Origin of the sequence: Streptomyces sp. NPDC018029 (genome assembly GCF_044327655.1) — a bacterium.
Classification (GTDB): domain Bacteria; phylum Actinomycetota; class Actinomycetes; order Streptomycetales; family Streptomycetaceae; genus Streptomyces.
Map to the genome: position 1 here is coordinate 210,284 of NZ_JBIRFV010000009.1, position 26,156 is coordinate 236,439.

28 protein-coding genes are annotated in these 26,156 nt (G+C 72.5%); 16 read left to right on the forward strand and 12 right to left on the reverse strand.

The features are described 5' to 3' along the window. Window positions 1-19: 19 nt before the first annotated feature. Window positions 20-562, reverse strand: coding sequence for an FABP family protein (locus ACH4D5_RS27370; RefSeq protein WP_398307434.1), 543 nt, complete (start codon window positions 560-562; stop codon window positions 20-22). Window positions 563-784: 222 nt separating this feature from the next. Here ACH4D5_RS27370 and ACH4D5_RS27375 point away from each other — a divergent pair, with 222 nt between their 5' ends. Then, window positions 785-1,882, forward strand: coding sequence for a phosphatidylinositol-specific phospholipase C domain-containing protein (locus ACH4D5_RS27375; RefSeq protein WP_398307436.1), 1,098 nt, complete (start codon window positions 785-787; stop codon window positions 1,880-1,882). 44 nt (window positions 1,883-1,926) lie between these two features. Here ACH4D5_RS27375 and ACH4D5_RS27380 read toward each other — a convergent pair whose 3' ends face one another. Further along, window positions 1,927-2,883: an endonuclease/exonuclease/phosphatase family protein gene (locus tag ACH4D5_RS27380; RefSeq protein WP_398307438.1), complete on the reverse strand. Its 957-nt coding sequence runs from the start codon at window positions 2,881-2,883 to the stop codon at window positions 1,927-1,929. A gap of 120 nt (window positions 2,884-3,003) precedes the next feature. Between ACH4D5_RS27380 and ACH4D5_RS27385 the strand changes: the two genes are divergently transcribed. The 3 genes from ACH4D5_RS27385 to ACH4D5_RS27395 all read left to right on the forward strand — a co-directional run bounded on the left by ACH4D5_RS27385 (window position 3,004) and on the right by ACH4D5_RS27395 (window position 5,564). Then, window positions 3,004-4,431 carry an amidohydrolase gene (locus tag ACH4D5_RS27385; protein ID WP_398307440.1) on the forward strand — a complete coding sequence of 476 codons (1,428 nt, stop codon included), beginning with the start codon at window positions 3,004-3,006 and terminating at the stop codon, window positions 4,429-4,431. A gap of 96 nt (window positions 4,432-4,527) precedes the next feature. After that, window positions 4,528-5,211: a DUF899 domain-containing protein gene (locus tag ACH4D5_RS27390; protein ID WP_398307442.1), complete on the forward strand. Its 684-nt coding sequence runs from the start codon at window positions 4,528-4,530 to the stop codon at window positions 5,209-5,211. Window positions 5,212-5,375: 164 nt separating this feature from the next. Then, window positions 5,376-5,564 carry a hypothetical protein gene (locus ACH4D5_RS27395; protein WP_398307820.1) on the forward strand — a complete coding sequence of 63 codons (189 nt, stop codon included), beginning with the start codon at window positions 5,376-5,378 and terminating at the stop codon, window positions 5,562-5,564. A 57-nt stretch (window positions 5,565-5,621) separates the two neighbouring features. Here the strand turns inward: ACH4D5_RS27395 and ACH4D5_RS27400 are convergent, their stop codons facing one another. Both ACH4D5_RS27400 and ACH4D5_RS27405 read right to left on the reverse strand, forming a co-directional pair. Beyond that, window positions 5,622-6,050, reverse strand: a complete 429-nt coding sequence (locus ACH4D5_RS27400) for a hypothetical protein (RefSeq protein ID WP_398307822.1) — start codon at window positions 6,048-6,050, stop codon at window positions 5,622-5,624. 154 nt (window positions 6,051-6,204) lie between these two features. Further along, a complete protein-coding gene (locus tag ACH4D5_RS27405) occupies window positions 6,205-6,705 on the reverse strand; it encodes an ATP-binding protein (protein ID WP_398307443.1) in 501 nt (166 codons plus the stop codon). A 158-nt stretch (window positions 6,706-6,863) separates the two neighbouring features. Between ACH4D5_RS27405 and ACH4D5_RS27410 the strand changes: the two genes are divergently transcribed. The 3 genes from ACH4D5_RS27410 (at window position 6,864) to ACH4D5_RS27420 (ending at window position 8,929) form a co-directional block, all read left to right on the forward strand. Further along, complete coding sequence (locus tag ACH4D5_RS27410) at window positions 6,864-7,724, forward strand: helix-turn-helix domain-containing protein (protein WP_398307445.1); 861 nt, start codon at window positions 6,864-6,866, stop codon at window positions 7,722-7,724. A gap of 103 nt (window positions 7,725-7,827) precedes the next feature. Next, window positions 7,828-8,043 (forward strand): DUF397 domain-containing protein, encoded by a 216-nt coding sequence (locus tag ACH4D5_RS27415; RefSeq protein WP_362995613.1) that lies wholly within the window; start codon window positions 7,828-7,830, stop codon window positions 8,041-8,043. An 88-nt stretch (window positions 8,044-8,131) separates the two neighbouring features. Continuing rightward, window positions 8,132-8,929 (forward strand): SAM-dependent methyltransferase, encoded by a 798-nt coding sequence (locus tag ACH4D5_RS27420; protein ID WP_398307447.1) that lies wholly within the window; start codon window positions 8,132-8,134, stop codon window positions 8,927-8,929. A gap of 25 nt (window positions 8,930-8,954) precedes the next feature. Here the strand turns inward: ACH4D5_RS27420 and ACH4D5_RS27425 are convergent, their stop codons facing one another. Continuing rightward, on the reverse strand, window positions 8,955-9,434 hold the full coding sequence (locus ACH4D5_RS27425; protein ID WP_398307449.1) for a DUF1772 domain-containing protein: 480 nt from the start codon (window positions 9,432-9,434) through the stop codon (window positions 8,955-8,957). Window positions 9,435-9,599: 165 nt separating this feature from the next. Next, complete coding sequence (locus ACH4D5_RS27430) at window positions 9,600-10,316, reverse strand: DUF2293 domain-containing protein (RefSeq protein ID WP_398307451.1); 717 nt, start codon at window positions 10,314-10,316, stop codon at window positions 9,600-9,602. 107 nt (window positions 10,317-10,423) lie between these two features. Between ACH4D5_RS27430 and ACH4D5_RS27435 the strand changes: the two genes are divergently transcribed. The 3 genes from ACH4D5_RS27435 (at window position 10,424) to ACH4D5_RS27445 (ending at window position 12,074) form a co-directional block, all read left to right on the forward strand. Continuing rightward, window positions 10,424-11,056, forward strand: a complete 633-nt coding sequence (locus ACH4D5_RS27435; RefSeq protein WP_398307452.1) for a uridine kinase — start codon at window positions 10,424-10,426, stop codon at window positions 11,054-11,056. Between the two features lie 62 nt (window positions 11,057-11,118). Further along, window positions 11,119-11,535 (forward strand): PPOX class F420-dependent oxidoreductase, encoded by a 417-nt coding sequence (locus tag ACH4D5_RS27440; protein ID WP_398307454.1) that lies wholly within the window; start codon window positions 11,119-11,121, stop codon window positions 11,533-11,535. A 119-nt stretch (window positions 11,536-11,654) separates the two neighbouring features. Continuing rightward, window positions 11,655-12,074, forward strand: a complete 420-nt coding sequence (locus tag ACH4D5_RS27445; protein WP_398307456.1) for a CBS domain-containing protein — start codon at window positions 11,655-11,657, stop codon at window positions 12,072-12,074. Window positions 12,075-12,093: 19 nt separating this feature from the next. On the opposite strand, the gene ACH4D5_RS27450 is transcribed toward ACH4D5_RS27445, so the two are convergent. Continuing rightward, window positions 12,094-13,221 (reverse strand): magnesium and cobalt transport protein CorA, encoded by a 1,128-nt coding sequence (locus tag ACH4D5_RS27450; protein ID WP_398307824.1) that lies wholly within the window; start codon window positions 13,219-13,221, stop codon window positions 12,094-12,096. Between the two features lie 164 nt (window positions 13,222-13,385). On the opposite strand from ACH4D5_RS27450, the gene ACH4D5_RS27455 reads away from it, so the two are divergent. Then, a complete protein-coding gene (locus tag ACH4D5_RS27455; protein WP_398307458.1) occupies window positions 13,386-14,234 on the forward strand; it encodes a class I SAM-dependent methyltransferase in 849 nt (282 codons plus the stop codon). A 289-nt stretch (window positions 14,235-14,523) separates the two neighbouring features. Here ACH4D5_RS27455 and ACH4D5_RS27460 read toward each other — a convergent pair whose 3' ends face one another. Together ACH4D5_RS27460 and ACH4D5_RS27465 are read right to left on the reverse strand one after the other, a co-directional pair. Beyond that, entirely contained in the window at window positions 14,524-15,462 is a 939-nt protein-coding gene (locus ACH4D5_RS27460) for a carbohydrate kinase family protein (protein ID WP_398307460.1), read from the reverse strand. Window positions 15,463-15,500: 38 nt separating this feature from the next. Beyond that, entirely contained in the window at window positions 15,501-16,412 is a 912-nt protein-coding gene (locus ACH4D5_RS27465; protein WP_398307462.1) for a pseudouridine-5'-phosphate glycosidase, read from the reverse strand. Window positions 16,413-16,520: 108 nt separating this feature from the next. Between ACH4D5_RS27465 and ACH4D5_RS27470 the strand changes: the two genes are divergently transcribed. After that, window positions 16,521-16,886 carry a cupin domain-containing protein gene (locus ACH4D5_RS27470; RefSeq protein WP_398307464.1) on the forward strand — a complete coding sequence of 122 codons (366 nt, stop codon included), beginning with the start codon at window positions 16,521-16,523 and terminating at the stop codon, window positions 16,884-16,886. A 22-nt stretch (window positions 16,887-16,908) separates the two neighbouring features. Here ACH4D5_RS27470 and ACH4D5_RS27475 read toward each other — a convergent pair whose 3' ends face one another. The 3 genes from ACH4D5_RS27475 to ACH4D5_RS27485 form a co-directional block, all read right to left on the reverse strand. Continuing rightward, a complete protein-coding gene (locus tag ACH4D5_RS27475; protein WP_398307466.1) occupies window positions 16,909-18,171 on the reverse strand; it encodes an MFS transporter in 1,263 nt (420 codons plus the stop codon). Window positions 18,172-18,216: 45 nt separating this feature from the next. Beyond that, window positions 18,217-18,771, reverse strand: coding sequence for a methylated-DNA--[protein]-cysteine S-methyltransferase (locus tag ACH4D5_RS27480; RefSeq protein ID WP_398307467.1), 555 nt, complete (start codon window positions 18,769-18,771; stop codon window positions 18,217-18,219). A 79-nt stretch (window positions 18,772-18,850) separates the two neighbouring features. Then, on the reverse strand, window positions 18,851-19,753 hold the full coding sequence (locus tag ACH4D5_RS27485; protein WP_398307469.1) for a glycerophosphodiester phosphodiesterase: 903 nt from the start codon (window positions 19,751-19,753) through the stop codon (window positions 18,851-18,853). Window positions 19,754-20,027: 274 nt separating this feature from the next. On the opposite strand from ACH4D5_RS27485, the gene ACH4D5_RS27490 reads away from it, so the two are divergent. The 4 genes from ACH4D5_RS27490 to ACH4D5_RS27505 all read left to right on the forward strand — a co-directional run bounded on the left by ACH4D5_RS27490 (window position 20,028) and on the right by ACH4D5_RS27505 (window position 25,914). Then, on the forward strand, window positions 20,028-20,909 hold the full coding sequence (locus tag ACH4D5_RS27490; protein WP_398307471.1) for an MHYT domain-containing protein: 882 nt from the start codon (window positions 20,028-20,030) through the stop codon (window positions 20,907-20,909). Between the two features lie 83 nt (window positions 20,910-20,992). Further along, entirely contained in the window at window positions 20,993-23,137 is a 2,145-nt protein-coding gene (uvrB, locus tag ACH4D5_RS27495) for an excinuclease ABC subunit UvrB (protein WP_398307472.1), read from the forward strand. 155 nt (window positions 23,138-23,292) lie between these two features. Beyond that, a complete protein-coding gene (locus tag ACH4D5_RS27500; RefSeq protein ID WP_398307474.1) occupies window positions 23,293-23,871 on the forward strand; it encodes a TerD family protein in 579 nt (192 codons plus the stop codon). Window positions 23,872-23,955: 84 nt separating this feature from the next. Next, entirely contained in the window at window positions 23,956-25,914 is a 1,959-nt protein-coding gene (locus ACH4D5_RS27505) for a TerD family protein (protein ID WP_398307476.1), read from the forward strand. The last annotated feature ends 242 nt before the right edge of the window (window positions 25,915-26,156 follow it).

Below are 26,156 nucleotides of genomic sequence, written 5' to 3' on the forward strand. Positions count from 1 at the left end.
CGTTCCCGTGTCCCGGTGCTCATCGCGCGCGGTGCAGGCGTGCCGAGAGGTGGTGCTGCAACGGCTGGCCCACGGCCGCGAGGTCGTGGGTGAACGTGAGGGTGTCGTCGTCGGTCAGCGTGTAGCGGCGGCGGGTGGCCGTGACCTCCTTGGCGGTGGGGGTGAGGGCCACGTCGTGGGTGGAGAGGTCGACCGCGCCTTCGGCCGCCTGGCCCACCGCGATCTCCGCGATGCCGGTGGGCTGGGTGACCAGTGCCTCCACCCGGCCGTCGGGCTGCAGCCGCCACCAGCCGCTCTCCCGGGCCGCGGGGCGCAGCGGGGCGTCGTCGGCGTCGAGCAGCCACGCCCGGGCCTCGTAACGGAGGAAGGGCCGGCCGTCGTGGCTGAAGGTGACCTCCTGCGCGTACGTGAAGTCCGCGGGGAGCGTCGGATACTCGCCGCGCCCCCGCCCGTGCCACGTGCCCAGGAGCCCGAGCACGGGGCCGAGCAGCGCGTGCGGCGCGGGCGCCTCGTCCGGGCGGCGGCTGTCGGGGTACGGGTGCTCCGGTGCGGGCTCGAACACGGTGGGGCTCCTCGGGATGGTCGGGCGGGTGCCGGGGGGAACGGGCGGGTGCCGGAGGGAAGCTTAGGGGGCGTGCCCTTCGGGGGCGGCACGTCCTCCGCCGCCGTAACGTGCTGTCTTCCCACACGTCACCCAATTCCCTTACGTTGCCCCGGACTTGCCGAGGCGTAGCGGGAGAGGCCCGGACGTGCCGAGGCGTGGCGGGAGAGGGCGGTGGGCGTGATGGTGCGCAAGAGTGCGGGTGGGCTGCTGGTGGGGGCTCTCGTGTGGTGGTGTGCCCTCGGCGGAGCCGCAGCCGGAGCCGGGACCGGAGCCGCAGCCGCAGCCGGGACCGGAGCCGCCGCGAACCCCCGCGGCGCCGACGACCCCGCGCCGGGAACCTCCTACTCCGCCACCACAGGCGTCGGCGTCCACAACGCCTACGAGAAGGCGAAGTACCCGTACTTCGCCGATGCCCTCGACTCCGGTGCCGCGATGCTCGAACTCGACGTGTGGACCAACGCGTTCGGCGGCGGATGGCGGGTGTCGCACAACAACCCCGTCGGCAACGACAACAACTGCGAGAACGCCCAGAGCCCGGCCGAGCTGCGCACCAAGGCGCGCAACCAGAGCCTCGCGGGGTGCCTGAGGGACATGCGCAGCTGGCACGACGCGCACCCCGGCCACCGGCCAATCCTCGTGAAGGTCGAGCTGAAGGACGGGTTCCAGGGCAGAAGGGGGCGCGGCCCCGCCGACCTGGACGCGCTCCTCACCGGCGTGCTCGGCGACGCCCTCTACCGCCCGGGACAGCTCGCCGCCGGGCACGCCAACCTCGACGACGCCGTACGGGACAAGGGCTGGCCCGCACGCGCCGACCTCGCCGGCAAGTTCGTGGTCGAACTGATCCCCGGCACCGTCGAACGCGGCAACCCGGCCGACACCCTCTGGACCGACCGCGAGTACGCCACCCACCTGCGCGACCTCGCCGCCGCGGGACGCCTCGGCGACGCCGCCGCCTTCCCCGCCGTGCTCGGCGCGGAAGCGGGCGATCCGCGCGGGCGGTACCAGGACGCGTCGCTCCGGCCGTGGTTCGTGCTGTTCGACGGGGACGCCTCCGCGTACGCGGGCGGCGCCGTCGACACCCGCTGGTACGCCGACCGGCGCTACCTCGTCGTCATGACCGACGCCCACAACGTCGCCCCCGCCATCGACGGGACGCGGCCGACCGAGGCCCAGGCCAGGGAGCGGGTCGCGCTGCTCACGGGGAAGCACGCCAGCGTCGTGTCCGCCGACTGGTACCCGCTGCCCGGCGTCCTCTCGACCGTGCTCCCGCGCGGCTGACCCCACCGAGGGCCCGGGACACGGGGTCCTGGCACGTCGGACGCTCAGGGCTGGATCCGGATCCACACCGGCGCGTGGTCCGACCCGGTCGCGCCCCTCCGTACCGCCGGATCGCCGTCCGCCACCGACGGCAGCGCGCCGGCCGCGGCGCCCGGCGCGCCCGTGTCCGCCGTCCGCACCTGGTCGAGGAGGCTCCGGCTCACCAGGACGTGGTCGATGAGCTCGCGGCGGCCGGCGTGGATGCGGGAGAAGCGCCGGTCGGGCGGGATCAGCGGGGCCACGTTCCACAGCCGTGTCGCGTCGCCCTTGTCCGGCCGGTCGAAGCCCGGCGTGCCGATCTCGGAGCCGGGCGGCCCGAGCAGGAGCTGCGTCGTCGCGGCGCCGACCTCGTCGTTGAGGTCGCCGAGCACGGCGACCCCGTGCTCGCGGCCGTCGCCGCGCAGCAGCCGGTCGGCGAGCGCGCGCACCGCGGTGGCCTCGGCGGCGCGGCGGTGCAGGGCGTACGCCGCGTACCGCGCGCGCTCGCCCTCGTCCAGCGGCTGGAAGCGGCGCCCGGGATAGGACAGCAGCTTCGACTTGAGGTGGCACACCACCACGTCGAAGAAGAACGCACGCGTCGACACCGTCACCGCGAGAGCCCCGCGCCCGGCGCGCGATGTCGTCCGGCCCGTGTCGTCGGTCTGCACCGGCCGCACCGGTTCCGGAAAGGCGTCCTCGTCGGCGACGACGCAGACCGGGAGGCTGGTGAGGAAGCCGACCCGGATGCCCCGGTCGTCCGCGCGCCGGGAGAGCGTGACGTGCCAGGTGCCCTCCAGCAGGCCCGCAAGATCCTCCAGGGCAGCCCGGTCACCGACCTCCTGCACGCCGAGAACGCTCGGCCCCAGCGCGCCGACCGTCGCCGCGAGCGACGCCAGCTTCGCCTCGTACGCGGCCTTGTCCTTGGGGCCGAACTCCCCGCCGGGGCGGTAGAGGTTCTCCAGGTTCCACGTGCCGACGATCATGTCCGCCTCCCGTGCGGTCGGACCCGGTCCCCTCGGCCGGTCGGCGGGTGGGGCCAGCGTGCCCGTGAAACCGTCCCCGCGACAGGGCCGCCGGATGCGCACTCGCACTACCGTGAAGAGATGACGCCGCCTCCCGCGCCGGGCCCCGCCGGTCTCACCCCCCACGGCCCGGCCGGACCCACCCCTCACGCCCCCGCCGACCTCGTCGTCACGGGCTGCACGGCACTGACCCACGACCCGCGCGGTGAGATCGTCTTCGTCGACGACGCCACGATCGTCGTACGCGACGGACTCATCGCCTCCGTCACGGCGGGCGCCCCCGATGCCGGTGTTCCCGCGGCGGCCGAGCACCTCAACGGCCGCGGCACCGTCGCCCTCCCCGGCCTCGTCAACTGCCACACGCACACGCCGATGGTGGCCCTGCGCGGCCTCGCCGAGGACCTGCCGGCCCACGCGTGGTTCAACGACTGGATCTGGCCCGTCGAGTCCAACCTGACCGAGCGCGTCGTCGGGCTCGGCGCACGGCTCGCCTGCGCCGAGCTGATCCGCGGTGGCGTCACCACCTTCGCCGACCACTACTTCGCCATGGACGAGGTGGCCGCCGCCACCGAGGAGAGCGGCCTGCGCGCCGTCCTCGGGCAGGCCTACTTCAGCTCGCAGGGGCCCGCGGGCCGCGCCGCCTCCCTCGACTTCGCGCTGCGGCAGCGCGGCGCCGCCGAAGGACGCATCACCACCTGCCTCGCCCCGCACGCCCCCTACACCGTCGACGGGCCCGACCTCGCCGCGACCGCCGAACTCGCCGGGGAACACGGCCTCCTCGTCCACATCCACGCCGCCGAGAACCGCGAGCAGACCGACAACAGCCTGGCCCGCCACGGCCGCACCCCCGTCGAGATCCTGGAGCGCGCCGGACTCCTCGACGTCGACCTCCTCCTCGCCCACGCCACCGGCCTCGACCCCGCCCGGGACCTGCCCGTCCTGCGCCGCGCCGCGGCACGCTCCGGCGGCCGCGTCGCCGTCGCCTCCGCGCCGCGCGGCTATCTCAAGTTCGGCTGGGACACCACGCCCGTACGGGCGCTGCGCGAGGCGGGCGTCCCGGTCGGCCTGGCCACGGACGGCGCCGCGTCCAACAACACCCTCGACGTGTGGGAGTCCATGACGCTGACCGCGCTCGTCCAGAAGTACGTGGAACGGGACCCCACCTGGCTCACCGCACGCCAGGCCCTGGACCACGCCACCCTGCAGAGCGCGCGGGCCGTCGGGCTCGGGGACGAGATCGGCAGCCTCGCCGAAGGGCGGCGCGCCGACCTCGTCCTCGTAGACGTGACGGGACCGCACACCCAGCCCGTGCACGACCTCGCGGCCACGCTCGTGCACAGCGCGCGCTCCGCCGACGTGCGCACCACGGTCGTGGCCGGCCGGATCCTGATGCGCGACCGCGAGCTGCTGACCCTCGATGTGCCGCACCTGGTGGGGGAGTTGAGCGGCCTGCTGCCGGAACTCGTCGACCGGAGCCACGGGAAGCGGATCCAGGAGTACGAGGGATGATCCTTCGGAAATTCTTCGCCCGCGAGCGATGAGTTCCGCGAACCCCGCGGGTCCACCCTTCGCAGACGTACGCCCGAAGGGTGGAGGAGACACGCCATGGGACTTCCGGACATCGTCACGCGCGAGGAGTGGCTCGCCGCGCGTGAGGAGCTGCTGGCCAAGGAGAAGGCGGCCACCCGCGCGCGTGACGCGCTCAACGCCGAGCGGCGCCGGCTGCCGATGGTCGAGGTCGACAAGGAGTACTACTTCGACGGCTCCGACGGAAAGGCGACGCTGCTCGACCTCTTCGACGGCAAGGACCAACTGATCGTCTACCACTTCATGTTCGCCCCCGAGTGGGACGCGGGCTGCCGCAGCTGCTCCGGGTTCCTCGACCAGATCGGACACCTCGCGCACCTGCGGGCCCGCTCCACGAACTTCGTCGCGGTGTCGCGCGCGCCGTTCACCAAACTGCTTGCCTTCAAGGCCCGGATGGGCTGGACAGTCCCCTGGTACTCGACGAACGGCGGCGACTTCAACCACGACTTCCAGGCGTCGTCCCCGGAAGAGCCCCACGACGTGCCCGCGATCAACTGCTTCCTGCGGTACGGCGACCGCGTCTTCCACACGTACGCGACGTTCGCCCGCGGCCTGGACGGCATCGGCTCCACCACCAGCCTCCTCGACCTCACCGCGCTCGGCCGGCAGGAGGAGTGGGAGGAGCCCGCGGGGCGGGCCACGGTGTTCGGGGCCCCCGCGGGCAGCGCCCGGGTGCGCTACCACGACGAGTACGAGGACTGAGCCGGGCCCCGGGAGAACCCTGGGAATCGCCCCCGTTCCGTCTCAGTTGCGTCACGCCGCGCATCCGCGGGGCCGCCCCGCGCGTTCTCCTCAGTACAGAAGTCCGGAGTCCGTGGAGCGCGGACCGCGGACGTGACAGAACGGCACGGGGGACAAGGATCATGATGAACGGACCAGTGGTGTTGGAGCGGTTCCCCGCGGGCGGACCGCGCGGATCGTGGCCCGCGGAGGAGTTCGCGCGGGCCCGTCGGCAGGAAGGGCAGCCCGCGGAGGTCGTGATGGACCTCGCGTCGGACGCCTTCCTGGTGATCGTGCGCGTCCCCGAGAAGGCCGGGGAACTCGCCGCCGTGTGAGCGCGGCCTCAGACCCGTGAGCGCGGCCTCAGCCCACCGCGCGGCGGAAACCGGCGCTCACGCGCTCAGGGCCCGCGACCAGCCCGGCGTGGTCCCCGTGACCCGGCACAGCGCCAGATACAGCGGGATCGGCGGGGTGTAAGGGACGTCGCCCGCTGGACGGTTGATCAGGACCGGCCGGCAGTCGGCGTCCCGCACCAGCGCGCCCGCCGAGTAGGCGACCGGTGAGGGCCACTCCATCGCGACGTCGGAGTCCGCGGGCACGATCCACCACCAGCGCGCCCCGTCCTCGTACACACATCCCACGCGGGGCAGCCTGGACATCAGCCGGGGGCCGAACACCGCGGGCACCGCCACCGCGTCGCAGCCGAGCGGCTCGGTCATCCCCTCGGGCAGATCGAGCCGCAGGGGTGGTGGTGTCGGTCTCCCGGTGCGCTGCCGCCGTCGCGACAGACCGACCAAGGTGTTCAGATCCAACGGCCGCACCGTACCCGCGCTCACATGCCCCCCGCCCGTGTCACTGCCACGCTCGTTCGTTCCGTTCTCCGCGTGCGCCGGTCCGCGCACCCGCCGTTCTCCGTGCACGCCGGTCCGCGCACACGCCGTTCTCAGCACGCGCCGTCACCGGCGCACGCGGTCCTCAGTCACACATCGGCGCCGGCGAGGACGCCGACCGCCGCAACTCCGCCCACACCGTGAGCCCGAAACCGGGCCCCGCGTCGTGGACGCCCCACGCGCTGCTCACCGCGTCGACAAGGAGCAGTCCCCTCCCGTGCTCCTCGTCGGCCCCCCTGTGCGCGGGGCGCGGCATCCCTGAACCGCACCCCTCGTCACGTACGGCTATTCGCAGCTTCTCCGGATCCGCGCAGAGCTCGCAGATGATCCGCCGGCTCGCGGTGTGCACCACGGCATTGGTGACCAGTTCGGAGAGAACGAGTGCCGCCGCGTCGCAGGCGTCGTCGTCCCGCACCGCCCACCGGTCCAGCTGCGTGCGCATCAGGCGTCTCGCCTGTGCGACGGAGCCCGGACGCGGTGCGAGGGCGAAACTGACGCAGACCTCGGCGGCCTCGGGCCACGCCTCGGCGAGATCGCCAAGTCGGCCTTCAGCGGCGTCGGTTCGTAACGGCGCGGGCGGAGTCACGCTCTCCACTATCGCCCCGCCCAGAACACCTTGGCAAGACCCACTCTGAAAAGTGCACAGTGGCGTGTTCCTCCGTGACGGCGCATGGCACACTGCTCGCTACAGCTCGCGGTGCGGTGTGAGTTGAAGCAACGCGGAGTCAGGTGGAGGTAGGAGACGTGAGCGAACCGCGGTCAGCCCCGACCGTCGGCCAGGTCGTTCTCGGTCGTCGCCTGCAGGATCTGCGTGAGAGCGCGGGCCTGAAACGCGAGGAGGCCGCGAAGATCCTCCGCGTCGCCCCCGCCACCGTCCGGCGCATGGAGACGGCCGAGGTCGCGCTGAAGATCCCGTATCTCCAGCTGCTCCTGAAGTCCTACGGCGTCGCGGACGACGAGGCCGACGCCTTCGTCCAGCTCGCCGAAGAGGCCAACAAACCCGGCTGGTGGCAGCGGTTCCACGACATCCTGCCGGGCTGGTTCAGCATGTACGTGAGCCTGGAGGGGGCCGCCAGCCTCATCAGGTCGTACGAACCCCACTTCGTGCCGGGCCTCCTGCAGACCGAGGAGTACGCGCGCGGCGTGATGCGGTCCGGCGCCATCGGCCAGACCCGGCCCGCGGACATCGAGCGGTATGTGGCGCTGCGCATGGAACGCCAGTCGCTGCTCGCCCGTGAGGACGCGCCCCGGCTGTGGGTGGTCATGGACGAGACCGCGCTGCGCAGGCCCGTGGGCGGCGCCGACGTGATGCGGGAGCAGATCGACCGCCTCCTCGAAGCCGCCGAGCTGCCCCATGTCACCTTGCAGGTCGCCACCTTCGCGGCGGGCCCGCACCCCGGAACGTACGGACCGTTCGTGCTCTTCCGCTTCGCCATGGCGGAGCTGCCCGACATGGTCTACAGCGAGTACCTGACCGGCGCCGTCTACCTGGACGCGCGCAAAGAGGTGGCCACCCACCTGGAGGTCATGGACCGCATGGCGGCGCAGGCCGCCACCGCACAACGCACGAAGGAGATCCTCCGGGACCTCCGCAAGGAGCTGTGACATGGACCGACATCGAGCCGGAACGCGCCCTGCCGGTCCGCGTTCACCCGGAGCCCGCGACGACTCGCGCAGCGAGGTCAGGGAGTCCCGGATCTACAACGGCATGCCCGCCCGCGACCTCGGCACCGAGGGCTGGCACAAGCCCTGGAGCGGCGGCAACGGCGGCAACTGCCTGGAAGCCATGAAGCTGGCCGACGGGCGCGTCGCCGTGCGCCAGTCCGCCGACCCCGACGGTCCCGCGCTGATCTACACGCACGGGGAGATCACCGCGTTCATCGAGGGTGCGAAGGCGGGCGAAGCGGACTTCCTGCTGTCGTGACCGCCGCCCGCCGCCCGTTAACCGTCGCTCACCGCCCGTCACTCTCCGCCCGCCGCCCAGCCGTTCGCCGTCGACGCTTGGAGTCCGCATGACCGATCCGTCGTACATCGACACCAGCAAGCCGCACCCCGCACGGATGTACGACTGGTTCCTCGGCGGCAAGGACAACTACCCGGTGGACGAGGAGATGGGCCGCCGGCTCGTCGCCATGGACGGACGGGTCCTGACGACGGCACGGGCCAACCGGGCGTTCATGCAGCGCGCCACCCGCTGGCTCGCGACCCAGGGCGTACGGCAGTACCTGGACATCGGCACCGGCATACCGACCGAACCGAACCTCCATCAGATCGCGCAGGCGATCGTCCCGGACGCCCGCGTCGTCTACTGCGACAACGACCCCATCGTCCTGGCCCACGCCGAGGCGCTGCTGCGCTCGACGCCGCAGGGCGTCACCGAGTACATCCAGGCGGACTTCCGCGAGCCGGCGAAGATCCTCGAAGAGGCGGGGCGCGTCCTGGATTTCGACCGGCCCGTCGCCCTGTCGCTCGTCGCGCTGTTGCACTTCATCGCGGACGAGGACGGCGCGTACGACTTGGTGGACCGGATGATGAGCGCTCTGCCGGCCGGCAGCCACCTGGTCCTCTCGCACGGCACGGCCGACTTCACCCCGGCCACCGCGAAGCAGGCCACGGAGCTCTACAAGGCGCGCGGCATGACCCTGGCGCTGCGCACGCGCGCGGAGGTGGAGCGCTTCTTCGAAGGGTACGAACTGGTGGATCCCGGCGTGGAGATCCTCGACCGGTGGAAGCCGGAGCCGGGCGAGCCGGGGCCCGATCCCGAGGAGGGGCCGACGCCGGGGTACGGCGGGGTGGCGCGCAAGCGCTGAGCGTCCCTGGTCGTACCACTGGGCCTCAGGTCACGCCGAGGATGAAGCACGCCGTCGCGGCGAGCGACGCGACACCACGCACGTGATTCCATACGGTCCACTCCCTGACGTACGTACGCCAGTACGCGGCGCCCTCCGCGCTGTCCGGGTCGACCTCGGCGAGGGCGTCGTTGCGCGGGACGTTCGCCACGACGGTCACGCCGAACGAGCCGACCAGATAGAGCGCGCTGCCGAGCAGCAGCTCGACCGTGCCGTCGTCCGGCCAGAGCACGAACGTCACGACGGCGAGCACCGCGCAGAGCCCCGTCGCGCCCAGGAACACGGCCATGAAGGCCGGGGTGACCGCGGTGACGTTGATCCGGTTCATCGCGGCGATCCCCTGGGCTGGGGGCAGTGCCGCAAGCCCCTTCATCACGAAGGTGGAGAACGCGGCGAAGACCCCGGCGACGAGGCCGCAGGCAAGAGCCCCGAGCACGGTGAGCACGAAGTACGGTCCGTCGATCATGACAACTCCCGTGGGACTGGGGCGGTTACGTCGGAGGAGGCTACGTCGGACGGCGGGCGCGAGTGATCCTGCAGTGCGGCCTCGATCCACCACAAGTCAATTCCCGTCGGCCCGCGACCGCCATACGCGACGCCCGCGGCCGCATACGCCGCCGTCTCGGGGGCGTCACGCGCCTTCCCGGCGCAGGCCGTCCTCGTCCCGCGGCTCGCGCCACTCCCGCAGCGTCGCCTGCACCGCGGCGCCGATCCGCCGCCGTGCCTCCCCGCGCGGCACCCCGCTCATCAGCAACCGGTCGTACGGCGTGGCCGTGTGCCGCACCGCCGCCACGACCGCCGCCGTCACCGCCCCCTCCGAGAGCGCCCGCCCCGCCGCGCTCCGCCCCACCCGGCCGCTGCCGCGCACCGACGCGTGGGCGGCGACGGCGCGGGCCCGGTCCCGCGGGCAGCCGGGAAAGATCCGCCGTATCTCCGCGGCGAACGCCTCCGTGAACCGCACGTCCTCCGCGGCCCGCCGCGCCGCGTCGCGCGCCCGGCGCCGCGCCCGCGCCTCCGCGTCGGCCAGGCACCGCTCCTCGGCGCTCGCGAGCGCGGCCTCCTCGACGAGCACCCCCTGCCGTTCGTAGCGGGCGCGGCGGCGGTGGAAGCGGACGACCACGGCCGAGAGGCCGCTGCCCTCGCGGGCCCGTCGCGTGAGCGCCGTGTCGCCGCGCGGCAGGTACACGAGGTGCCCGAGGTCGGCGCAGTCCAGGCAGCGCGGCTCGCCGCCCTCCAGGACGAGCAGCGGGAGCGGCCCGGAACGGCACTCCGCGCAGTGCCTTCGCCGCAGCGGCTGGAAGACCAGGAGCCCGGCGCGGGCGGACGGAATGACCGGAGAGCTCGTCATGCCCCTTTCATCCCCGCGACCGCTCTCCGCGAAGCGGCGCCTCCGCACCTCCGTCTCCGTACCTCTGTCCCTGCGGTACCTGTGCGAGTACCGGGCATCATGGGCCCGTGCGACTCGAACCGATCACCTGGGAACGCCTGGCCGACACCCTCGCCGACCGCCTGCTCGACCTGAAGGCGGCCGACGGCGGTCCGTGGACGCGGGTGGCCGTCGACGGGGCGCCGGGCGCCGGCACCGGTGAACTGGCGCGCCTGGTGGGCGACGCGCTGCGCCCGCGGGGGCGGAGCGCGCTGGTCATCGGCACGGAGGGCTTCCTGCGGCCCGCGTCGCTCCGCTTCGAGTACGGCCACGAGGACGTGGAGGCGTACTACAGCGGGTGGTTCGACACCGGCGCGCTGTGGCGTGAGGTCTTCGGGCCGCTCGACCCCGGCGGCACCGGGCGGGTTCTGCCCGATCTGTGGGACCCGGCGACCGACCGCGCGACCCGCAGCCCGTACGTCGAACTCCCGCCCGGCGGAATGCTGTTGCTGCACGGCCCCCTGCTCCTCGGTCACTGGTTCCCGTTCGACCTGACCGTGCACGTGCGCCTCTCGCCGGGCGCCCTGAGGCGACGCACACCGGAGGGCGAGCGGTGGACGCTGCCGGCCTTCGAGCGGTACGAGACGGAGGTGGACCCCGCGACCGCCGCCGACGTGGTGGTACGGGCGGACGATCCCCGGCATCCGGCGTGGAGCGGCTGATCCGCTCGGCGTGATCGTCCCGAACCCTGTATATGCACGTGCATATAGTCTAGGGTGCGGGCATGACGACGAACTCGCACGTCCGACCGATTTCCATCGGCGACTCCGTCCGCGCCCTCCTCGACGGAAAGAACTTCGCCAGCGTCGCGACCCTGGGCCCCGGCGGCGCGCCCCACAACTCGGTGGTGTGGGTCAAGCGGGACGGCGACGCCGTGCTCTTCTCCGCCACCGCGGGCCGGCAGAAGGTCCGCAACCTCGAACGCGACCCGCGCATCAGCCTCTCGATCTACGACCTCGCGAACCCGTACTCCTCGGCTGAGATCCGGGGTGTCGCCGAGATCCTCGGGGACGAGGGCAAGCGGCTGCCGCACGAGCTCTCCCGCAAGTACCTCGGCATCGACCCGCCCGCGGAGAAGGACGACGAGGTCCGGGTGATCGTCCGGGTGACCCCGCACAAGATCGTCACGTTCGCGCCCTGACCGGTGCGGCCCGGCGGGCTCCGGATGCGGGCCGTCGTGGGCGCCGCGAGAATGAGGAGCGCCGGGACCAGCCGCGCCTCCGCGCCGCTCCGGACACTGCCCGGCAACGGGAGGTAGTGATGACCACCGCCGGAGACATCATGCACCGGGGCGCCCAGTGGATCCCCAGTCACGAGACGCTGGACCGCGCGGCCCAGCTGATGCGTCAACTGGACGTGGGCGCGCTGCCCATCAGCGACGAGAACGAACGGCTCTGCGGCATCCTCACCGACCGCGACATCGTCGTCGGCTGCGTGGCCATGGGGCACGACCCCGCCGAGGTCACGGCGGGTGAGATGGCCAAGGGCACGCCGCGCTGGATCGACGCGGGCGCCGACGTCGACGAGGTCCTGCGGGAGATGCAGGGCCACCAGATCCGCCGGCTGCCGGTGATCGAGAACAAGCGGCTCGTCGGCATGATCAGCGAGGCCGACCTCGCCACCCACCTCACCGACGACCAGCTCGCGGGCTGGGTCGAGAGCGTGTACGCCAAGGGGTGACCTGAGGCGGCGTGCCGGTTCACAGCCAGCCGTTCCGCCGGAACCCCCGGTACAGCAGCACACAGGCCGTCACGATCACGGACATGACGAGCGGATAGCCGAACCGCCAGCGCAGCTCCGGCATGTGATCGAAGTTCATGCCGTACATGCCGCAGACCATCGTCGGCACCGCGATGACCGCCGCCCATGCGGTGATCTTCCGCATGTCCTCGTTCTGCGCGACCGTCACCTGTGCCAGGTGGGCCTGAAGAATCGAGTTCAGCAACTCGTCGAACGCGGCGATCTGTTCCGTGGCCCGCTTCAGGTGGTCGTCGACATCCCTGAAGTACGCCTGTATCTCCGGGGCGATGATCCGCATCGGCTCGGTGGCGAGCACCTGGAGCGGACGGCCGAGCGGCACCACCGCCCGCTTCAGCTCGAGCAGTTCGCGCTTGAGCTGGTAGATCCGGCCCGGGTCGGCCCGCGCGCCGTCCGGGGCGAACACATCCGTCTCGACCTGGTCGATGTCCGACTGCACCGCGTCGGTCGACGCGAGATAGTCGTCCACGACCTGGTCGGCGATGGCGTGCAGGACGGCGGCCGGGCCCTGCGCGAGCTGCTCGGGCGAGGCCTCCAGCTCCTCGCGGAGCGGCCCGAGCGAACCGTGCCTGCCGTGCCGGACCGTGATGACGAAGTCCCGGCCCACGAAGACCATGATCTCGCCGGTGTCCACCACCTCGCTGGTCGCGGTCAGCTCGCCGTGTTCCACGTAGCAGACGGTCTTGAACACGGCGAACAGCGTCTGGTCGTACCGCTCCACCTTGGGCCGCTGGTGCGCGTGCACCGCGTCCTCCACCGCGAGCGGGTGCAGCCCGAAGAGGTCGGCGATGTCGGCGAACTCGTCCTCCGTCGGCTCGTGCAGCCCCAGCCAGACGAAGCCGTCCCCGGACTTGCGGATCCGCTCCACCGACTCGACCAGATCACGGCCCTGCGGCTCCCGCACCCCTTCCCGGTACGTCACGCAGTTCACCACCGAGGAACCCAGCGGGGAGCGGGCCGGGTGGCTCAGGTCGACGCGGGTCCCGCGGCGGGCCAGGCGCGCGACCTTCCGCAGGCCGCCGACTCTGCGCAGGCCACCGACCTTGCGCAGGTTCCCGACCTTTCGCAGATTGCCTGCCATCGACATAGGGGCTCCTCGCAGTGACGACTTGGCGTGCCAGTCTGACAGCACGGTCCGACCGCCCGCCAAGCCCTGTGGGAACGGAGTGCTCCGTTCCGGATTGCCCGGTTCTGCCTCCCGGGACCAAGCGGGACAACTGGGATGATCGCGGCATGACGCACATCGACGGTCATCTTCTCGACCCCCGGCGGTACCCCGGCCCCCAGCAGCTCACCGAGCACCGGCAGCTCTCCGCCTCCCGCCAGTCCGAGGCGCGGTCGCGCTCCGACGCCTTCGCCGCCCTCTTCGACCCCACGACCTTCGCGCACATCGAACGCCTCGGCATCGGCCCGGGCTGGCGCTGCTGGGAGGTCGGGGCGGGCGGCACCTCCGTGATCTCCTGGCTCGCCAGGCGGGTCGGTCCCACCGGCCGGGTCCTCGCGACCGACATCGACACGTCGTGGCAGACGCGGGCGGCGCGCGCGCCCCTCGACGTGCGGATCCACGACGTCGCCGCCGACCCGCCGCCCGCGGGGGGCTTCGACCTCGTGCACGCCCGGCTCGTCCTGGCCGACGTCGCCGACCGGGAGCGGGCCCTTGCGTCGATGCACAGGGCGCTGCGGCCCGGCGGCAGGCTCCTCATCGAGGAGCCCGACCCGGCGCTCCAGCCGCTGGCCTGCCCCGACGAGTACGGCCCCGCCCAGGAATCGGCGAACCGGCTGCGCCGCGCCGTGTGCGCACTGCTCGCGGAGCGCGGCGCCGACGTGGCGTACGGGCGCGGTTTGCCCCGGCTGCTGCGCGAGGCGGGCCTGCGCCGGGTGGAGGCCGACGCGTACTTCCCGCTCGCCTCACCGGCCTCTGCGGCCCTGGAGACCGCCACGCTCCAGCAACTCCGCCCCGAACTGACCGCCGCGGGCCTGGCCACGCCCGAGGACATCGACCAGCACCTCACCGACATCGCGACAGGCGCCCTGGATCTGGCGGCCCCGCCCCTGATCTCGGCGTGGGGGAGGAAGGCGTAACCGGCGCACGGACGGAACAAGGCCTGCGGAGGGCGCGGCGGCTGCCCGAGCCTGTGTCATGAACCCGGCCGGGATGGCGGTGTGCCGGGCGGCGGTTACTCGGCCGGGGCGGCGGTGTGTCAGGCGGCGGTCACCCGGCTGGAACGGCGGTGTGTCAGGCGGCGGCCACCGGCGGTGTGTCAGGCGGCGGCCACTCGGCCGGGACGGCGGTGTGTCAGGCGGCGACTACCCGGCCGGGGCGGCGGTGTGTCAGGCGGCGGCCACTCGGCCCGAGGCACGGCGCAGGCTCTCAGGTTGTCGACGTCGGGTCCGGAGGCCTGCCGCCGACCAGTGCCACCGCCCGCGCCCCGGCCCCGCACCCCTCCTCGGCCGCCTCGCCCAGCTCCGCCCCGGCGAGCCGCGCGGCGAGGAACGCGCCGGTGAACGCGTCGCCGGCCCCCGTCGAGTCGCACACACGCGCGGGCACCGCGGGAACGCGGACCAGCACCCGTCCGTCCCGCGCCACCAGCGCCCCGTCGGCACCCAGCTTGACCACCACGGCCGGAAACCGGTGGCTCAGCTTCGACGCCGCGTCCGCCGGGTCGGGGAGCCCGGTGAGCAGCTCGGCCTCGTCCCGGCTCGGCAGCAGCACGGCCACCCCGTCCACCGCCGAGAGGAACCGCTCCACGCCCGACTCCGCGAGGAACCCCGCCGACGCGGGGTCCACGGTCACCGGCACCCCGCGCGCGTGGGCGGCGGCGAGGGCCGCGCGGGCGGCCGCCCGGCCGGGTTCGGCGAAGAACAGGTAGCCGGACAGGTGCAGCAGGGCCACACCGTCGAGGAGGCCGGGGGACCAGTCGGAGGGGGAGAGCCGCAGCGCGGCGCCGCTGTCCGTGAGGAACGTCCGCTCGCCCGCGGCGCCGCCGTCCACCAGGCAGATCACCGTCCCCGTGGGCGCCCCCGGATCGACGACGAGCCGAGGCCGCACCCCCGCGCGCGTGAGCGCGGCCTCGTGCCATGCCGCCGCGTCGGTGCCGACCCGCCCGAGGAGCCGTACGTCGGGGCAGCCCCGATACGCCGCCCAGCAGGCGACGTTGGCGCCCGCGCCGCCGGGCACGGTGCGGATGTCCGCGGCCGTGTCGGTGCCGGGCGCCAACGCCGTACGGTGCCGGGCCACGATGTCCGTGACGACGTCCCCGACGACCAGCAGGCCTCCGGAGCCCGAGGGCACGGGCGCCCGCTCTCTCACCGGCTCCGCCCGCTCCCTCACCGGCTCCGCCCGCTTCCTCACCGGGCCCGCCCGGCCCACGCCGTCGCGATCCGCCCCGCGAGCCGGACGTTGCCGCGGACGGCCGCGAGGTTGGCCTCCAGGGACGCGCCCCCGGTGCGCCGCACCAACTCGCCCAGCAGGAACGGCGTGACCGCCTGCCCCGTGATGCCCCGCTCCTCGCACGCCTCCAGTGCCTCGGTGAGCACGCGCGCGTGGAGCGACGGATCGAGCTGCTCGTCGTGAGGCACCGGGTTGGCGACGATCAGGGCCGACTCCGGCCCGCCCAGCGCGTCCTGAGCCCGCATCACCTCGGCGACCTCCCCGGGTGTGTGCAGCGTCCAGTCCACCGGGTGCCCGGAGTCGGCGAGATAGAAGCCCGGAAAGCGGTCGGTCCCGAACCCCGCCACCGCGACGCCCAGCGTCTCCAGGCGCTCCAGCGTCGCGGCCACGTCCAATATCGACTTCACGCCCGCGCACACCACCGTGAGCCGCGTGCGGGCGAGCAGGCCCAGATCGGCCGACTCGTCCTGCGACTGCGTCCACTGCCGGTGCACGCCGCCGAGCCCGCCCGTGGCGAAGACCCGCACGCCCGCGCGCGCGGCGAGCAGCGCCGTCGCCGACACCGTCGTCGCCCCGCTCGCACCCGTCGCGACGGCGAGCGGCAGATCGCGGTGGCCCAGCTTGCGGATGCCGTCCTCGTTCGCGACCCGGTCCAACTGCCCCTTGTCCAGGCCGACCCGGGGCTTCCCGTCCAGCACGGCGATCGTCGCGGGGACGGCGCCCTCCTCCCGTACGACCGCTTCGAGTTCCCCTGCCACCTGGAGATTGCGCGGGCGTGGCAGGCCGTGCGCGATGATCGTGGACTCCAGGGCCACCACGGGGCGTCGCTCCGCGACAGCCGTCTGCACCTCGTCGGACACCACCAGCACGGGCCAGCCTCCTGCCTGTCGGGTCTCCCCTCATCCCTGGCGGGCGGCGCCTGCCCTCAAACCCCCGGCCGCGAGCGGCCCCCCGGCCCCCGGCTAGGGTGACCGGCCATGACCACGAATGATCAGACTGTTGCGTCTTTTGCCGTGCACATTCCGGATGTCGAGCTGGAGGCCGAACCGCTCGACCCGGCGCAGATCGTCTCCGGAGACCCGGTGGTGACCGGCAAGGTGCTGTGGGAGTCCGCCGACGGCAAGCAGCTGCGCGGCATCTGGCAGATCACGCCGGGCGTGGTCACCGACACCGAGGCCAACGAGCTGTTCGTGGTCGTCAGCGGCCGCGCCACCGTCGAGGTGGAGGGCGGCGACACCCTGGAGGTCGGCCCGGGCGACGCCGCCGTGCTGCGCGAGGGCGACCGCACCACCTGGACCGTGCACGAGACGCTGCGGAAGGCGTACCACATCACGCTCCCGTGACCACCGGCACCGCGGTGCGCGGTCAGGCCTTCTTGACCGCCCTGCGGACGGCGAGCGCGGCCATCGGCAGCAGTACGCAGACGCCGAGGAGGTTGAGCCAGCCGTAGCTCGCCCGTGCCACGACGAGACCGGCGGCGGCGCCACCGATGCCCGCCGCCGCGTTCATCGTCAGGTCCGACAGGCCCTGCACCGCGGCCCGGGCGGGCTGCGGCACCGAGTCGGTGAGCAGCGCGGAGCCGGAGACCAGCCCCGCGGACCAGCCGAGGCCCAGCAGGAAGAGGCCGGCGGCGGTCTGGCCGTGGCTCGGCCCCGCCGTGCCGGCGAGCAGCGCGGCACAGCACAGCAGCCCCACCGCGAGCCCGATCACGGAGAGCCTGCCGAACCGGTCCGCGAGCCAGCCCATCACCGGCGAGAACGCGTACATGCCCGCGATGTGGCCGCTGATGACCAGGCCGACCAGCTGCAGGCTCGCGCCGTGGTGCCCCAGGTCGACCGGGGTCATCACCATGATCGAGACCATCACCGTGTGCGACACGGCCACCGTCACCAGGGCGAGCCGGGCCATCGGCGACGCGGCCACCGCGGCGAGGCCTGCCTTCAGCGAGCGGCTCTGCGCGGTCCCGCTGTCCTGCGGGGCCAGCGCGCGGGCGGTGAGCAGCGGGTCGGGACGCAGCAGCACCGCCACCACCAGCGCGGCGGCCGCGAAGATCCCGGCGGCGACGAGGAAGGGTCCCGCCGCCTCGGGAATGGAGGTGCCGGTGAAGAACCGGCTCGCGGGCGCGGAGATGTTCGGGCCGAGCACGGAGCCGACGGTGGTGGCCCAGATGACGTGGGAGATCGCCCGGCCGCGCCGGTCGGGCTCGGCGAGGTCGGCCGCGGCGAACCGCGCCTGCAGGGTGGCCAGCGAACCCGACCCGAAGGCCGCCATGCCCAGCAGCAGCAGGGTGAAGTTCTCGACGACCGAGGCGAGCACGACGATCCCGGCGCCCAGCGCGCCGATCACATACGCGAGGACGAGTCCGGCCCGCCGCCCGCGCGCGTTCATCACCGCGGCGAGCGGCAGCGAGAGCAGGGCCGAGCCCGCCACGGAAGCGGTCGACGCGAGACCGGACAGCGCCTCCGTGCCGCTCACGTCGGTGGCCAGCATCGGAGCCAGGGCGATGCCGATCGGCACCCCGAGCCCGCCCAGTATCTGACTGGCGATCAGTACCGCGTTCGTACGGCGGCGGAGGGCGGGCAGCGCCTCCGGCCCGGGTATGTCAGGGGCGTCGAGGGTCGAGGTCACTGACGCAGTGTGCCAGGACGTTCCCTTACAGGAAACGGGGAGTTGTCAGAACAGCGGCTGCGGCAGCACGCCCTCCAGGGCCAGCAGCTGCCGCTTGGTCTCCAGACCGCCGCCGAAACCGCCGATGCCGCCGTCGCTCTCCACCACGCGGTGGCACGGCACCACGACCGGCAGCGGGTTGGCGCCCATCGCGAGGCCCACGGCCTGGGCCGCACCGGGGCTGCCGACCCGGCGGGCGAGGTCGCCGTACCCCACCACCGTGCCGTACGGCACGCCGGTGGCGAGCTCGCGCAGCACCTGGCGGTTGAAGCCGGATATCAGCGACCAGTCGAGCGGCAGCTCGAAGTCGCGCCGCTCGCCGGCGAAGTAGGCCGCGAGCCGGCGTATCGGCTCGGCGAGCAGGGGGGAGTCCGGCGCGTGGACCGGCTCGGCGCCGAGGCGGGAGCCGAGCCGGTCCAGGGTCGTGTCGCACACCGCCTCAGTGGCGTGGAAGGCCACGGTGACGAGCCCTTCGCCGGTCGCGGCGAGCAGCAGCGGACCGATGTCGCTGTCGACGACGGCCCACACGGCCGCACGCCGGTCCTGCGCAGTGGCGTTCATGCCCACCACCGTACGGCCGGCCACTGACAACGCGGCCGGACGACGGCGATTGGGCGCCTGTCGGCGGCAGGGGCGCCCGTCAGTCGTCGCGCAGTGCCTTGCGCACGACGTCGGGCTTGTTGGTGATGATGCCGTCCACACCGAAGCCCGCCACGCGCACCGCGCTCGGGGCGTCGTTGACGGTCCACGTGAAGATCTCCAGCGGCTTGCCGTGCGGGCCCTTGAGATCGTGGATCGCGGAGACGTAGTCGGCCGAGATGGACGTGTGCGTCGAGTTGATCTGGTCGGCGAACCGCGCGTAGGCGGGCAGGTCGGCGACCGCTGGGGTGCCGAGGAAGCCGGTCTTCACATCGGGCCGCAGCTTGTGCACCGTCTTCACGCTGTCCGCGCTGAAGCTCTGGATGACCAGCCTGCTCTTGACGTGGCGCCGGTCGAGCCAGCCCTCGTTGCGCAGCACCTGAAGGCCCTGCTTCTCGATCCCCGGGTACAGCTCGGGCTTCTTGAACTCGAAGACCAGCTTCTGGTGGTTGTGCGACACCCGCCGCATGTACTGCTTCAGGGTCGGCACGCGCTCACCGGCGAACTCCGGGCCGAACCAGCTGCCCGCGTCGAGTGTCGCTATCTCCGCCGCCGTGAAGTCCGCGACCTTCCACGGAGCGCGGTCGGGGAAGAGCTCCTCGACGTTCGTCGTCCGCTTCAGGGTGTCGTCGTGCATGATCACCAGCTCGCCGTCCTTGGTCCGCTGGACGTCGTTCTCGACCCAGCGGAACCCCATGGCGCGGGCCTTGTCGATGGCCGCGAGGGTGTTCTCCGGAGCGTACGCGGAGGCACCCCGGTGGGCGACGATCAGCGGCCTGTCGTGCCGGGCGGAGCTCGATGCCGTGGGGGCCGTGTGGGGCTGCGCGGTGGCGGTGGCGGTGGGGAGGACGAGTGCACCGGCTCCAAGGAGGGCGACGGTGGTGGCGGCAGCACGTGCGTACACGGGTACTCCTCGCGTCGTGTGATCGCGGACCGGTCGAGAGTGACAGTCCTCTGCCAACGGGAAACAGGTGCAGGATGGCCACAGGTTGAACGGAGTCATCAAAGACGAGGACCCCGCGCGTGGGGAAAGCGATTCTTTGCCGGAAAATCGTTCGAACGTCCCGGCGTGAGCTTTACTCTCTGCGTCAGCCGACGGTCTTTCATATGACCGACGGTAGGGGGTATATGGCACGTTTCATGGCATTTGGGCACGAAAAGCGGAAGGGCTACCGCGCATGCAGGGCACGGTCGACGGGTTCAGCTACGGAGTCGTCACACCGGTGGTGGCCTATCTCATGGCCTGCCTCGGGGGCGCGCTCGGCCTGCGCTGCACGACCAGATCGCTGCTCGTCGCGCACTCCTGGCGGCCCGGCTGGCTCGCGCTCGGCTCGGCCGCGATCGGGTCCGGCATCTGGACCATGCACTTCGTGGCGATGATGGGCTTCACCGTGGAGGAGGCCCCGATCCACTACGACAAGGCGCTGACCTTCGCGAGTCTCGCCGTCGCCATCGTCATGGTCGGCATCGGCATCTTCATCGTCGGCTACCGCGGCGCCACGGGCACCGCCCTCTTCACCGGCGGAACGATCACGGGCCTCGGCATCGCCTCGATGCACTACCTGGGAATGGCCGGTATGCGTCTTCGCGGGACGCTGGAGTACGACACCCTGACCGTCGCCGCCTCCGTGGTGATCGCCATGGCCGCCGCGACCGCCGCGCTCTGGGCGGCGGGACAGGTCAGGGGAATCCTGTGGAGCCTCGGCGCCAGCCTCGTCATGGGCCTGGCCGTGAGCGGCATGCACTACATGGGAATGGCGGGGCTCAGCGTCCACCTGCACGAATCGGGCGCCACGCCGCCGGGCGACTCGCCCGCCGAGATCCTCGCGCCCATGATGATCGGGCCGCTCGCCTTCCTGCTCCTCGCGGGCGTGATCGTGATGTTCGACCCGCTCATGGTGATGGGCGGCCAGGCGGACGTCAGGAAACCCGCGAACGGCGGCCGCGCCCGGCAGTCCTACCCCGTCCCGCGCTCCGGCGACCGGCACGTGCCCGCCCGCCGCCGGACCCGGCCGAGGCCCCGCACCCGCCCCGGTTCCCGCTCCCCGCAGAACTGGTGAGCAGGCCGCGCCACCGGTGACCCGGCCGGCGCCGGGCGGCCGATCCGGCCCGGTTGTCAGTGCGGGGTCGTACGGTTGATTCCATGCGGCCCGTATCCAAGATCGAACGCACGGTGGCACCTTTCGAGGTCGTCAGTCCGTACCAGCCCAGCGGTGACCAGCCGGCGGCCATCGCCGAGCTGGAGCGACGCATCCGCGCAGGTGAGAAGGATGTCGTCCTCCTCGGCGCGACCGGCACCGGCAAGTCGGCCACCACCGCGTGGATGATCGAGAAGCTCCAGCGCCCCACCCTCGTCATGGCGCCGAACAAAACACTGGCCGCCCAGCTGGCGAACGAATTCCGCGAGCTCCTCCCGAACAACGCGGTGGAGTACTTCGTCTCGTACTACGACTACTACCAGCCCGAGGCGTACGTCCCGCAGTCCGACACCTACATCGAAAAGGACTCCTCGATCAACGAGGAGGTCGAGCGCCTGCGCCACTCCGCGACGAACTCGCTGCTGACCCGCCGCGACGTGGTCGTGGTCGCCTCGGTCTCCTGCATCTACGGCCTCGGCACCCCGCAGGAGTACGTGGACCGGATGGTCCCCCTCAAGGTCGGCGACGAGATCGACCGCGACCAGCTCCTGCGCCGCTTCGTCGACATCCAGTACACGCGCAACGACCTGGCGTTCACCCGCGGCACCTTCCGCGTCCGCGGCGACACCATCGAGATCTTCCCGGTCTACGAGGAGCTCGCCGTCCGCATCGAGATGTTCGGCGACGAGATCGAGGCGCTCTCCACCCTCCACCCGCTCACCGGCGAGGTCATCAGCGACGACGACCACCTGTACGTCTTCCCGGCCTCGCACTATGTAGCGGGGCCCGAGCGCCTGGAGAAGGCGGTCAACGGCATCGAGAAGGAGCTCACCGAGCGCCTCGCCGAGCTGGAGAAGCAGGGCAAGATGCTGGAGGCCCAGCGCCTGCGCATGCGCACGACGTACGACCTGGAGATGCTCCGCCAGATCGGCTCCTGCTCCGGCGTCGAGAACTACTCGATGCACTTCGACGACCGCGCCCCCGGCACCGCCCCCAACACCCTCCTGGACTACTTCCCCGAGGACTTCCTCCTCGTCCTGGACGAGTCGCACGTCACGGTCCCGCAGATCGGCGCGATGTACGAGGGCGACGCCTCCCGCAAGCGCACCCTCGTCGACCACGGCTTCCGGCTGCCCTCCGCGCTGGACAACCGCCCGCTGAAGTGGGAGGAGTTCCTCGGCCGCATCGGCCAGACGGTCTACCTCTCCGCCACCCCGGGGAAGTACGAGCTCTCGCGCGGCGACGGCTTCGTCGAGCAGATCATCCGCCCCACCGGCCTCGTCGACCCCGAGGTCGTCGTCAAGCCCACCGAGGGCCAGATCGACGACTTGGTGCACGAGATCCGCCTGCGCACCGAGAAGGACGAGCGCGTCCTCGTCACCACGCTCACCAAGAAGATGGCCGAGGACCTCACCGACTACTTCCTCGAGCTCGGCATCCAGGTCCGCTATCTCCACAGCGACGTCGACACGCTGCGCCGCGTCGAGCTCCTGCGCGAGCTCCGCGCCGGTGAGTACGACGTCCTGGTCGGCATCAACCTCCTGCGCGAGGGCCTCGACCTGCCCGAGGTCTCCTTGGTGGCGATCCTCGACGCCGACAAGGAGGGCTTCCTGCGCTCCGGGACCTCCCTGATCCAGACCATCGGCCGCGCCGCGCGCAACGTCTCGGGCCAGGTCCACATGTACGCCGACAAGATCACCCCGGCCATGGAGAAGGCCATCGACGAGACCAACCGTCGCCGGGAGAAGCAGATCGCGTACAACACCGAGAGGGGCATCGACCCGCAGCCGCTCCGCAAGAAGATCAACGACATCGTGTCGGCGATCGCGCGCGAAGAGGTCGACACCGAGCAGCTCCTCGGCTCCGACTACCGCAAGCCGAAGGCGGGCAAGGGCGCCAAGGCCCCGGTGCCCTCGCTCGGCGGCGAGGCGGCCACGGCCGCAAAGGCGAAGGCCAAGGGTAAGAAGGGCGCGGACACCGTCCCGACCGACCGCCCCGCGGCCGAGCTGGCCCAGCAGATCGAGGAGATGACCGAGCGCATGCGCGCGGCCGCCGCCGACCTCCAGTTCGAGATCGCCGCCCGGCTGCGCGACGAGGTGTCCGAGATGAAGAAGGAACTGCGCCAGATGAGGGAGGCGGGACAGGCCTAGAGAGCCGCCCGGGGGAGGGGATTCGGCGTACTGCCCGGTCTGTTGCAAGACCGCCACAAAGTGCGTCCCGCGGTGCTGCTCCGCAGGTCGCACTGCATAAGGTGCTGGGCAACCGCAAGAGGCGGTTGCCCAGGCAGTTCGAGAGGGGACAGCGCGTGACGGTCAACATGACCAAGGGTCAGGCCATCAGCCTGCAGAAGGACGACGGGGGCGCCCTGTCCGCGGTGCGTATGGGACTCGGGTGGCAGGCGGCCCCGCGCCGCGGCCTGTTCGGCTCGCGCACCCGCGAGGTCGACCTGGACGCCTCGGCGGTGCTGTTCGCGGACAAGCAGCCGGTGGACGTCGTGTTCTTCCGCCATCTGGTCAGCGACGACGGCTCCGTGCGGCACACCGGGGACAACCTCGTGGGCGGCGTCGGCCAGGGCGGGGACGACGAGGCGATCCTCGTCGACCTCCAGCGGGTCCCCGTCCACATCGACCAGATCGTCTTCACGGTGAACTCCTTCACCGGCCAGACCTTCCAAGAGGTGCAGAACGCTTTCTGCCGCCTCGTCGACGAGACCAACGGCCAGGAGCTCGCCCGCTACACCCTCGACGGCGGCGGTCAGTACACCGCGCAGATCATGGCGAAGGTGCACCGCGCGGGCGCGGGCTGGCAGATGACGGCCATCGGCAACCCGGCCAACGGCCGCACCTTCCAGGACCTGATGCCGTCAATCCTGCCGCACCTGTAGGCACCATCCGCATGTAGGCACGACCGCATGTGAGCACCATCCGCATGTGAGCACCATCCGTACGTACAAGGGGGAACGAACGCGATGACGGCCGAGCTGGTGCGGGGGCAGAACCACCCGCTTCCCGCGACCCGCCTGGAGATCCGCGTATCGGCCGGCCGGCCGATCGTGGCGGGCGCCACGCTCGGCGACGACCGGGGCAGGGTCCGCGGCGTGGAGTGGGTGGCCCACCCGGGCTCGCCCACCCTGCCGGGCCTCGAGGTGTCGAAGCAGGCGGCGGCCGACCACCGCCTCGCCGTGGACCTCGACGCCCTGCCGGACACCGTCCACCGGGTCAGCGTCCTGCTGGCGCTGCCCGTCGGCACCGGCGCCCCGAGCAGCTTCCGCGCCCTCGCCGCTCCCTTCGTGGCGGTCACCGGGCTCGACGGTACCGAGATCGCCAGCTACACCATCACCGACCTGGACGCCGAGTCCGCCGTCGTCGCCCTGGAGCTCTACCGCCGCCAGGCCGCCTGGAAGGTCCGCGCCGTCGGCCAGGGATACGCGGCGGGCCTCGCGGAGATGCTCACCGACCAGGGCCTGCCCCAGGCCCATGAGCTGGCGGGCGCGATCAACGACGCCGTGGCACAGGGTTCGGCCCGTTCCGTGGCGGTGCCGCCGCCCCGCCCCACCGACGACACCCGGGTGCGCACCGGGCTCCAGGGCCGGACCGCCACCGACCCGACCTCGGCGCCGCAGGGCCAGGCCACCACTGACCGCGCTGCCGCGCCGCAAGCTCCTGCGGCCCCTGCCGCCACACCGGCCGACCCGCCGAGCGCCAGCGGCCCCGTCGACTACACCCACCCGGGACGACGGCCGACCACCGCGCCCCCGCCGCCACCGCCCAGCGCGCCGCAGGCCCAGCCCGGGCAGGCCGCCCGGCCCGTCGCCGGTGACGCCACCGGCTGGTCCCCGGAGGAGCGGCTCTACAACCAGGTGTGGGGCATGTTCGAAGACCTGGCCCGCACCACGGCGGCGTACCGCAGTGCCGTCGACTTCGCCGACTCCCGCATGGAGCAGGAGCTCGACAAGGTCCTCTCCGACCCGCGCAGCCGCATCGGCGGCGCGGCCGACCCCGCCCGGGAGGCCGCCCGCGCCAAGCACGCCGACCTCGTCGACCGGGCCAGGGCCGCCCTCGACCGCGACCTCGCCCAGCTCGCCGCCGAGGCCGAGGTCGTCGAGCCCGCCCTCCCCCCGGCGTACGCGGCGTGGCACAGCCCCGTCTGGCAGGCCTACCGCGCGCCCATGGAGATCCCGATGGCGCTGCGCCTCGGCGATCTGCACCTCCCCGAGCGCGTCAGCCTGCGCATCCCGCTCCTCGTCCGGCTGCCGCTGGAGCGGGGCCTGTGGATCGACAGCGGCAAGGCCCTGACCAACCACGCCACCGACTCGACCGAGCTGCGGCGGCTGGCCGTCGACACCGCGGTCGCGCACGCGGCCCGGCTGCTCGCGGCCTATCCGGCGAATGAGTTCCAGGTGCACGTCATCGACGCCGCCGGAGCCGCCGCGCCCGCTCTCGCGCCGCTCGTGACGGCCGGGGTGCTCGCCGCGCCCCCGGCCTCCGGCGCGGCCGGCGTCTCCGAGGTGCTCGCCAAGCTCACCCAGCGCGTCGACCTGGTGCAGATGGCGGTCCGCGGCGGTGCCGCCGACGCGCTGCCCCCGGACCTGGACACCGCCGAGCAGCTCCTGATCGTCAACGACTTCCCGCACAGCTTCGACGACCGTGCCGTGACTCAGCTGCGCTACCTCGCGGACGAGGGCCCGGCCGTCGGCGTGCACCTCATGATGGTCGCCGACCGCGAGGACGCCGCGGAGTACGGCCCGCTGCTCGACCCCCTGTGGCGCGCGCTCCTGCGCCTGACGCCGGTGCCCGACGACCACCTCGCCGACCCGTGGGTCGGTCACGCGTGGACGTACGAACCACCGGTCGTCCCGCACGGCAGCCAGATCCTGCGGCGGCTCCTCGAGCAGGTCGCCACGGCCCGGCGCAACGGCGGGCGTTGACGGCAAAGCGACTTTTGTACCGCGCTGACCAGGCATTTTGGTTTCTGTTTGCCATCTCCTTTACCAATGCTTGGTGTTTCGCGTACTCTTCTATCAGCGGAGGGGAGTACTCCCGGCTGCGACGTACCCGTCAATACGGACCGCCATCGGTCCCGGGGCGTCGGCCCGATTCATGGCGGTGACCGCCTCGGGTGGAAGAGACCTCCGGCAGCGACGACGCTGATCAGTAGCCGTACGAAGCC

What these genes read in the sequence shown, in the direction of transcription:
- ACH4D5_RS27375 (WP_398307436.1), top strand. Translation starts at nt 785, where the DNA reads ATGGTGCGCAAGAGTGCGGGTGGGCTGCTGGTGGGGGCTCTCGTGTGG.
- ACH4D5_RS27380 (WP_398307438.1), bottom strand. Translation starts at nt 2,883, where the DNA reads ATGATCGTCGGCACGTGGAACCTGGAGAACCTCTACCGCCCCGGCGGG.
- ACH4D5_RS27385 (WP_398307440.1), top strand. Translation starts at nt 3,004, where the DNA reads ATGACGCCGCCTCCCGCGCCGGGCCCCGCCGGTCTCACCCCCCACGGC.
- ACH4D5_RS27390 (WP_398307442.1), top strand. Translation starts at nt 4,528, where the DNA reads ATGGGACTTCCGGACATCGTCACGCGCGAGGAGTGGCTCGCCGCGCGT.
- ACH4D5_RS27395 (WP_398307820.1), top strand. Translation starts at nt 5,376, where the DNA reads ATGAACGGACCAGTGGTGTTGGAGCGGTTCCCCGCGGGCGGACCGCGC.
- ACH4D5_RS27415 (WP_362995613.1), top strand. Translation starts at nt 7,828, where the DNA reads ATGCCCGCCCGCGACCTCGGCACCGAGGGCTGGCACAAGCCCTGGAGC.
- ACH4D5_RS27420 (WP_398307447.1), top strand. Translation starts at nt 8,132, where the DNA reads ATGACCGATCCGTCGTACATCGACACCAGCAAGCCGCACCCCGCACGG.
- ACH4D5_RS27425 (WP_398307449.1), bottom strand. Translation starts at nt 9,434, where the DNA reads ATGATCGACGGACCGTACTTCGTGCTCACCGTGCTCGGGGCTCTTGCC.
- ACH4D5_RS27430 (WP_398307451.1), bottom strand. Translation starts at nt 10,316, where the DNA reads ATGACGAGCTCTCCGGTCATTCCGTCCGCCCGCGCCGGGCTCCTGGTC.
- ACH4D5_RS27440 (WP_398307454.1), top strand. Translation starts at nt 11,119, where the DNA reads ATGACGACGAACTCGCACGTCCGACCGATTTCCATCGGCGACTCCGTC.
- ACH4D5_RS27445 (WP_398307456.1), top strand. Translation starts at nt 11,655, where the DNA reads ATGACCACCGCCGGAGACATCATGCACCGGGGCGCCCAGTGGATCCCC.
- ACH4D5_RS27455 (WP_398307458.1), top strand. Translation starts at nt 13,386, where the DNA reads ATGACGCACATCGACGGTCATCTTCTCGACCCCCGGCGGTACCCCGGC.
- ACH4D5_RS27470 (WP_398307464.1), top strand. Translation starts at nt 16,521, where the DNA reads ATGACCACGAATGATCAGACTGTTGCGTCTTTTGCCGTGCACATTCCG.
- ACH4D5_RS27480 (WP_398307467.1), bottom strand. Translation starts at nt 18,771, where the DNA reads ATGAACGCCACTGCGCAGGACCGGCGTGCGGCCGTGTGGGCCGTCGTC.
- ACH4D5_RS27490 (WP_398307471.1), top strand. Translation starts at nt 20,028, where the DNA reads ATGCAGGGCACGGTCGACGGGTTCAGCTACGGAGTCGTCACACCGGTG.
- uvrB (WP_398307472.1), top strand. Translation starts at nt 20,993, where the DNA reads ATGCGGCCCGTATCCAAGATCGAACGCACGGTGGCACCTTTCGAGGTC.
- ACH4D5_RS27505 (WP_398307476.1), top strand. Translation starts at nt 23,956, where the DNA reads ATGACGGCCGAGCTGGTGCGGGGGCAGAACCACCCGCTTCCCGCGACC.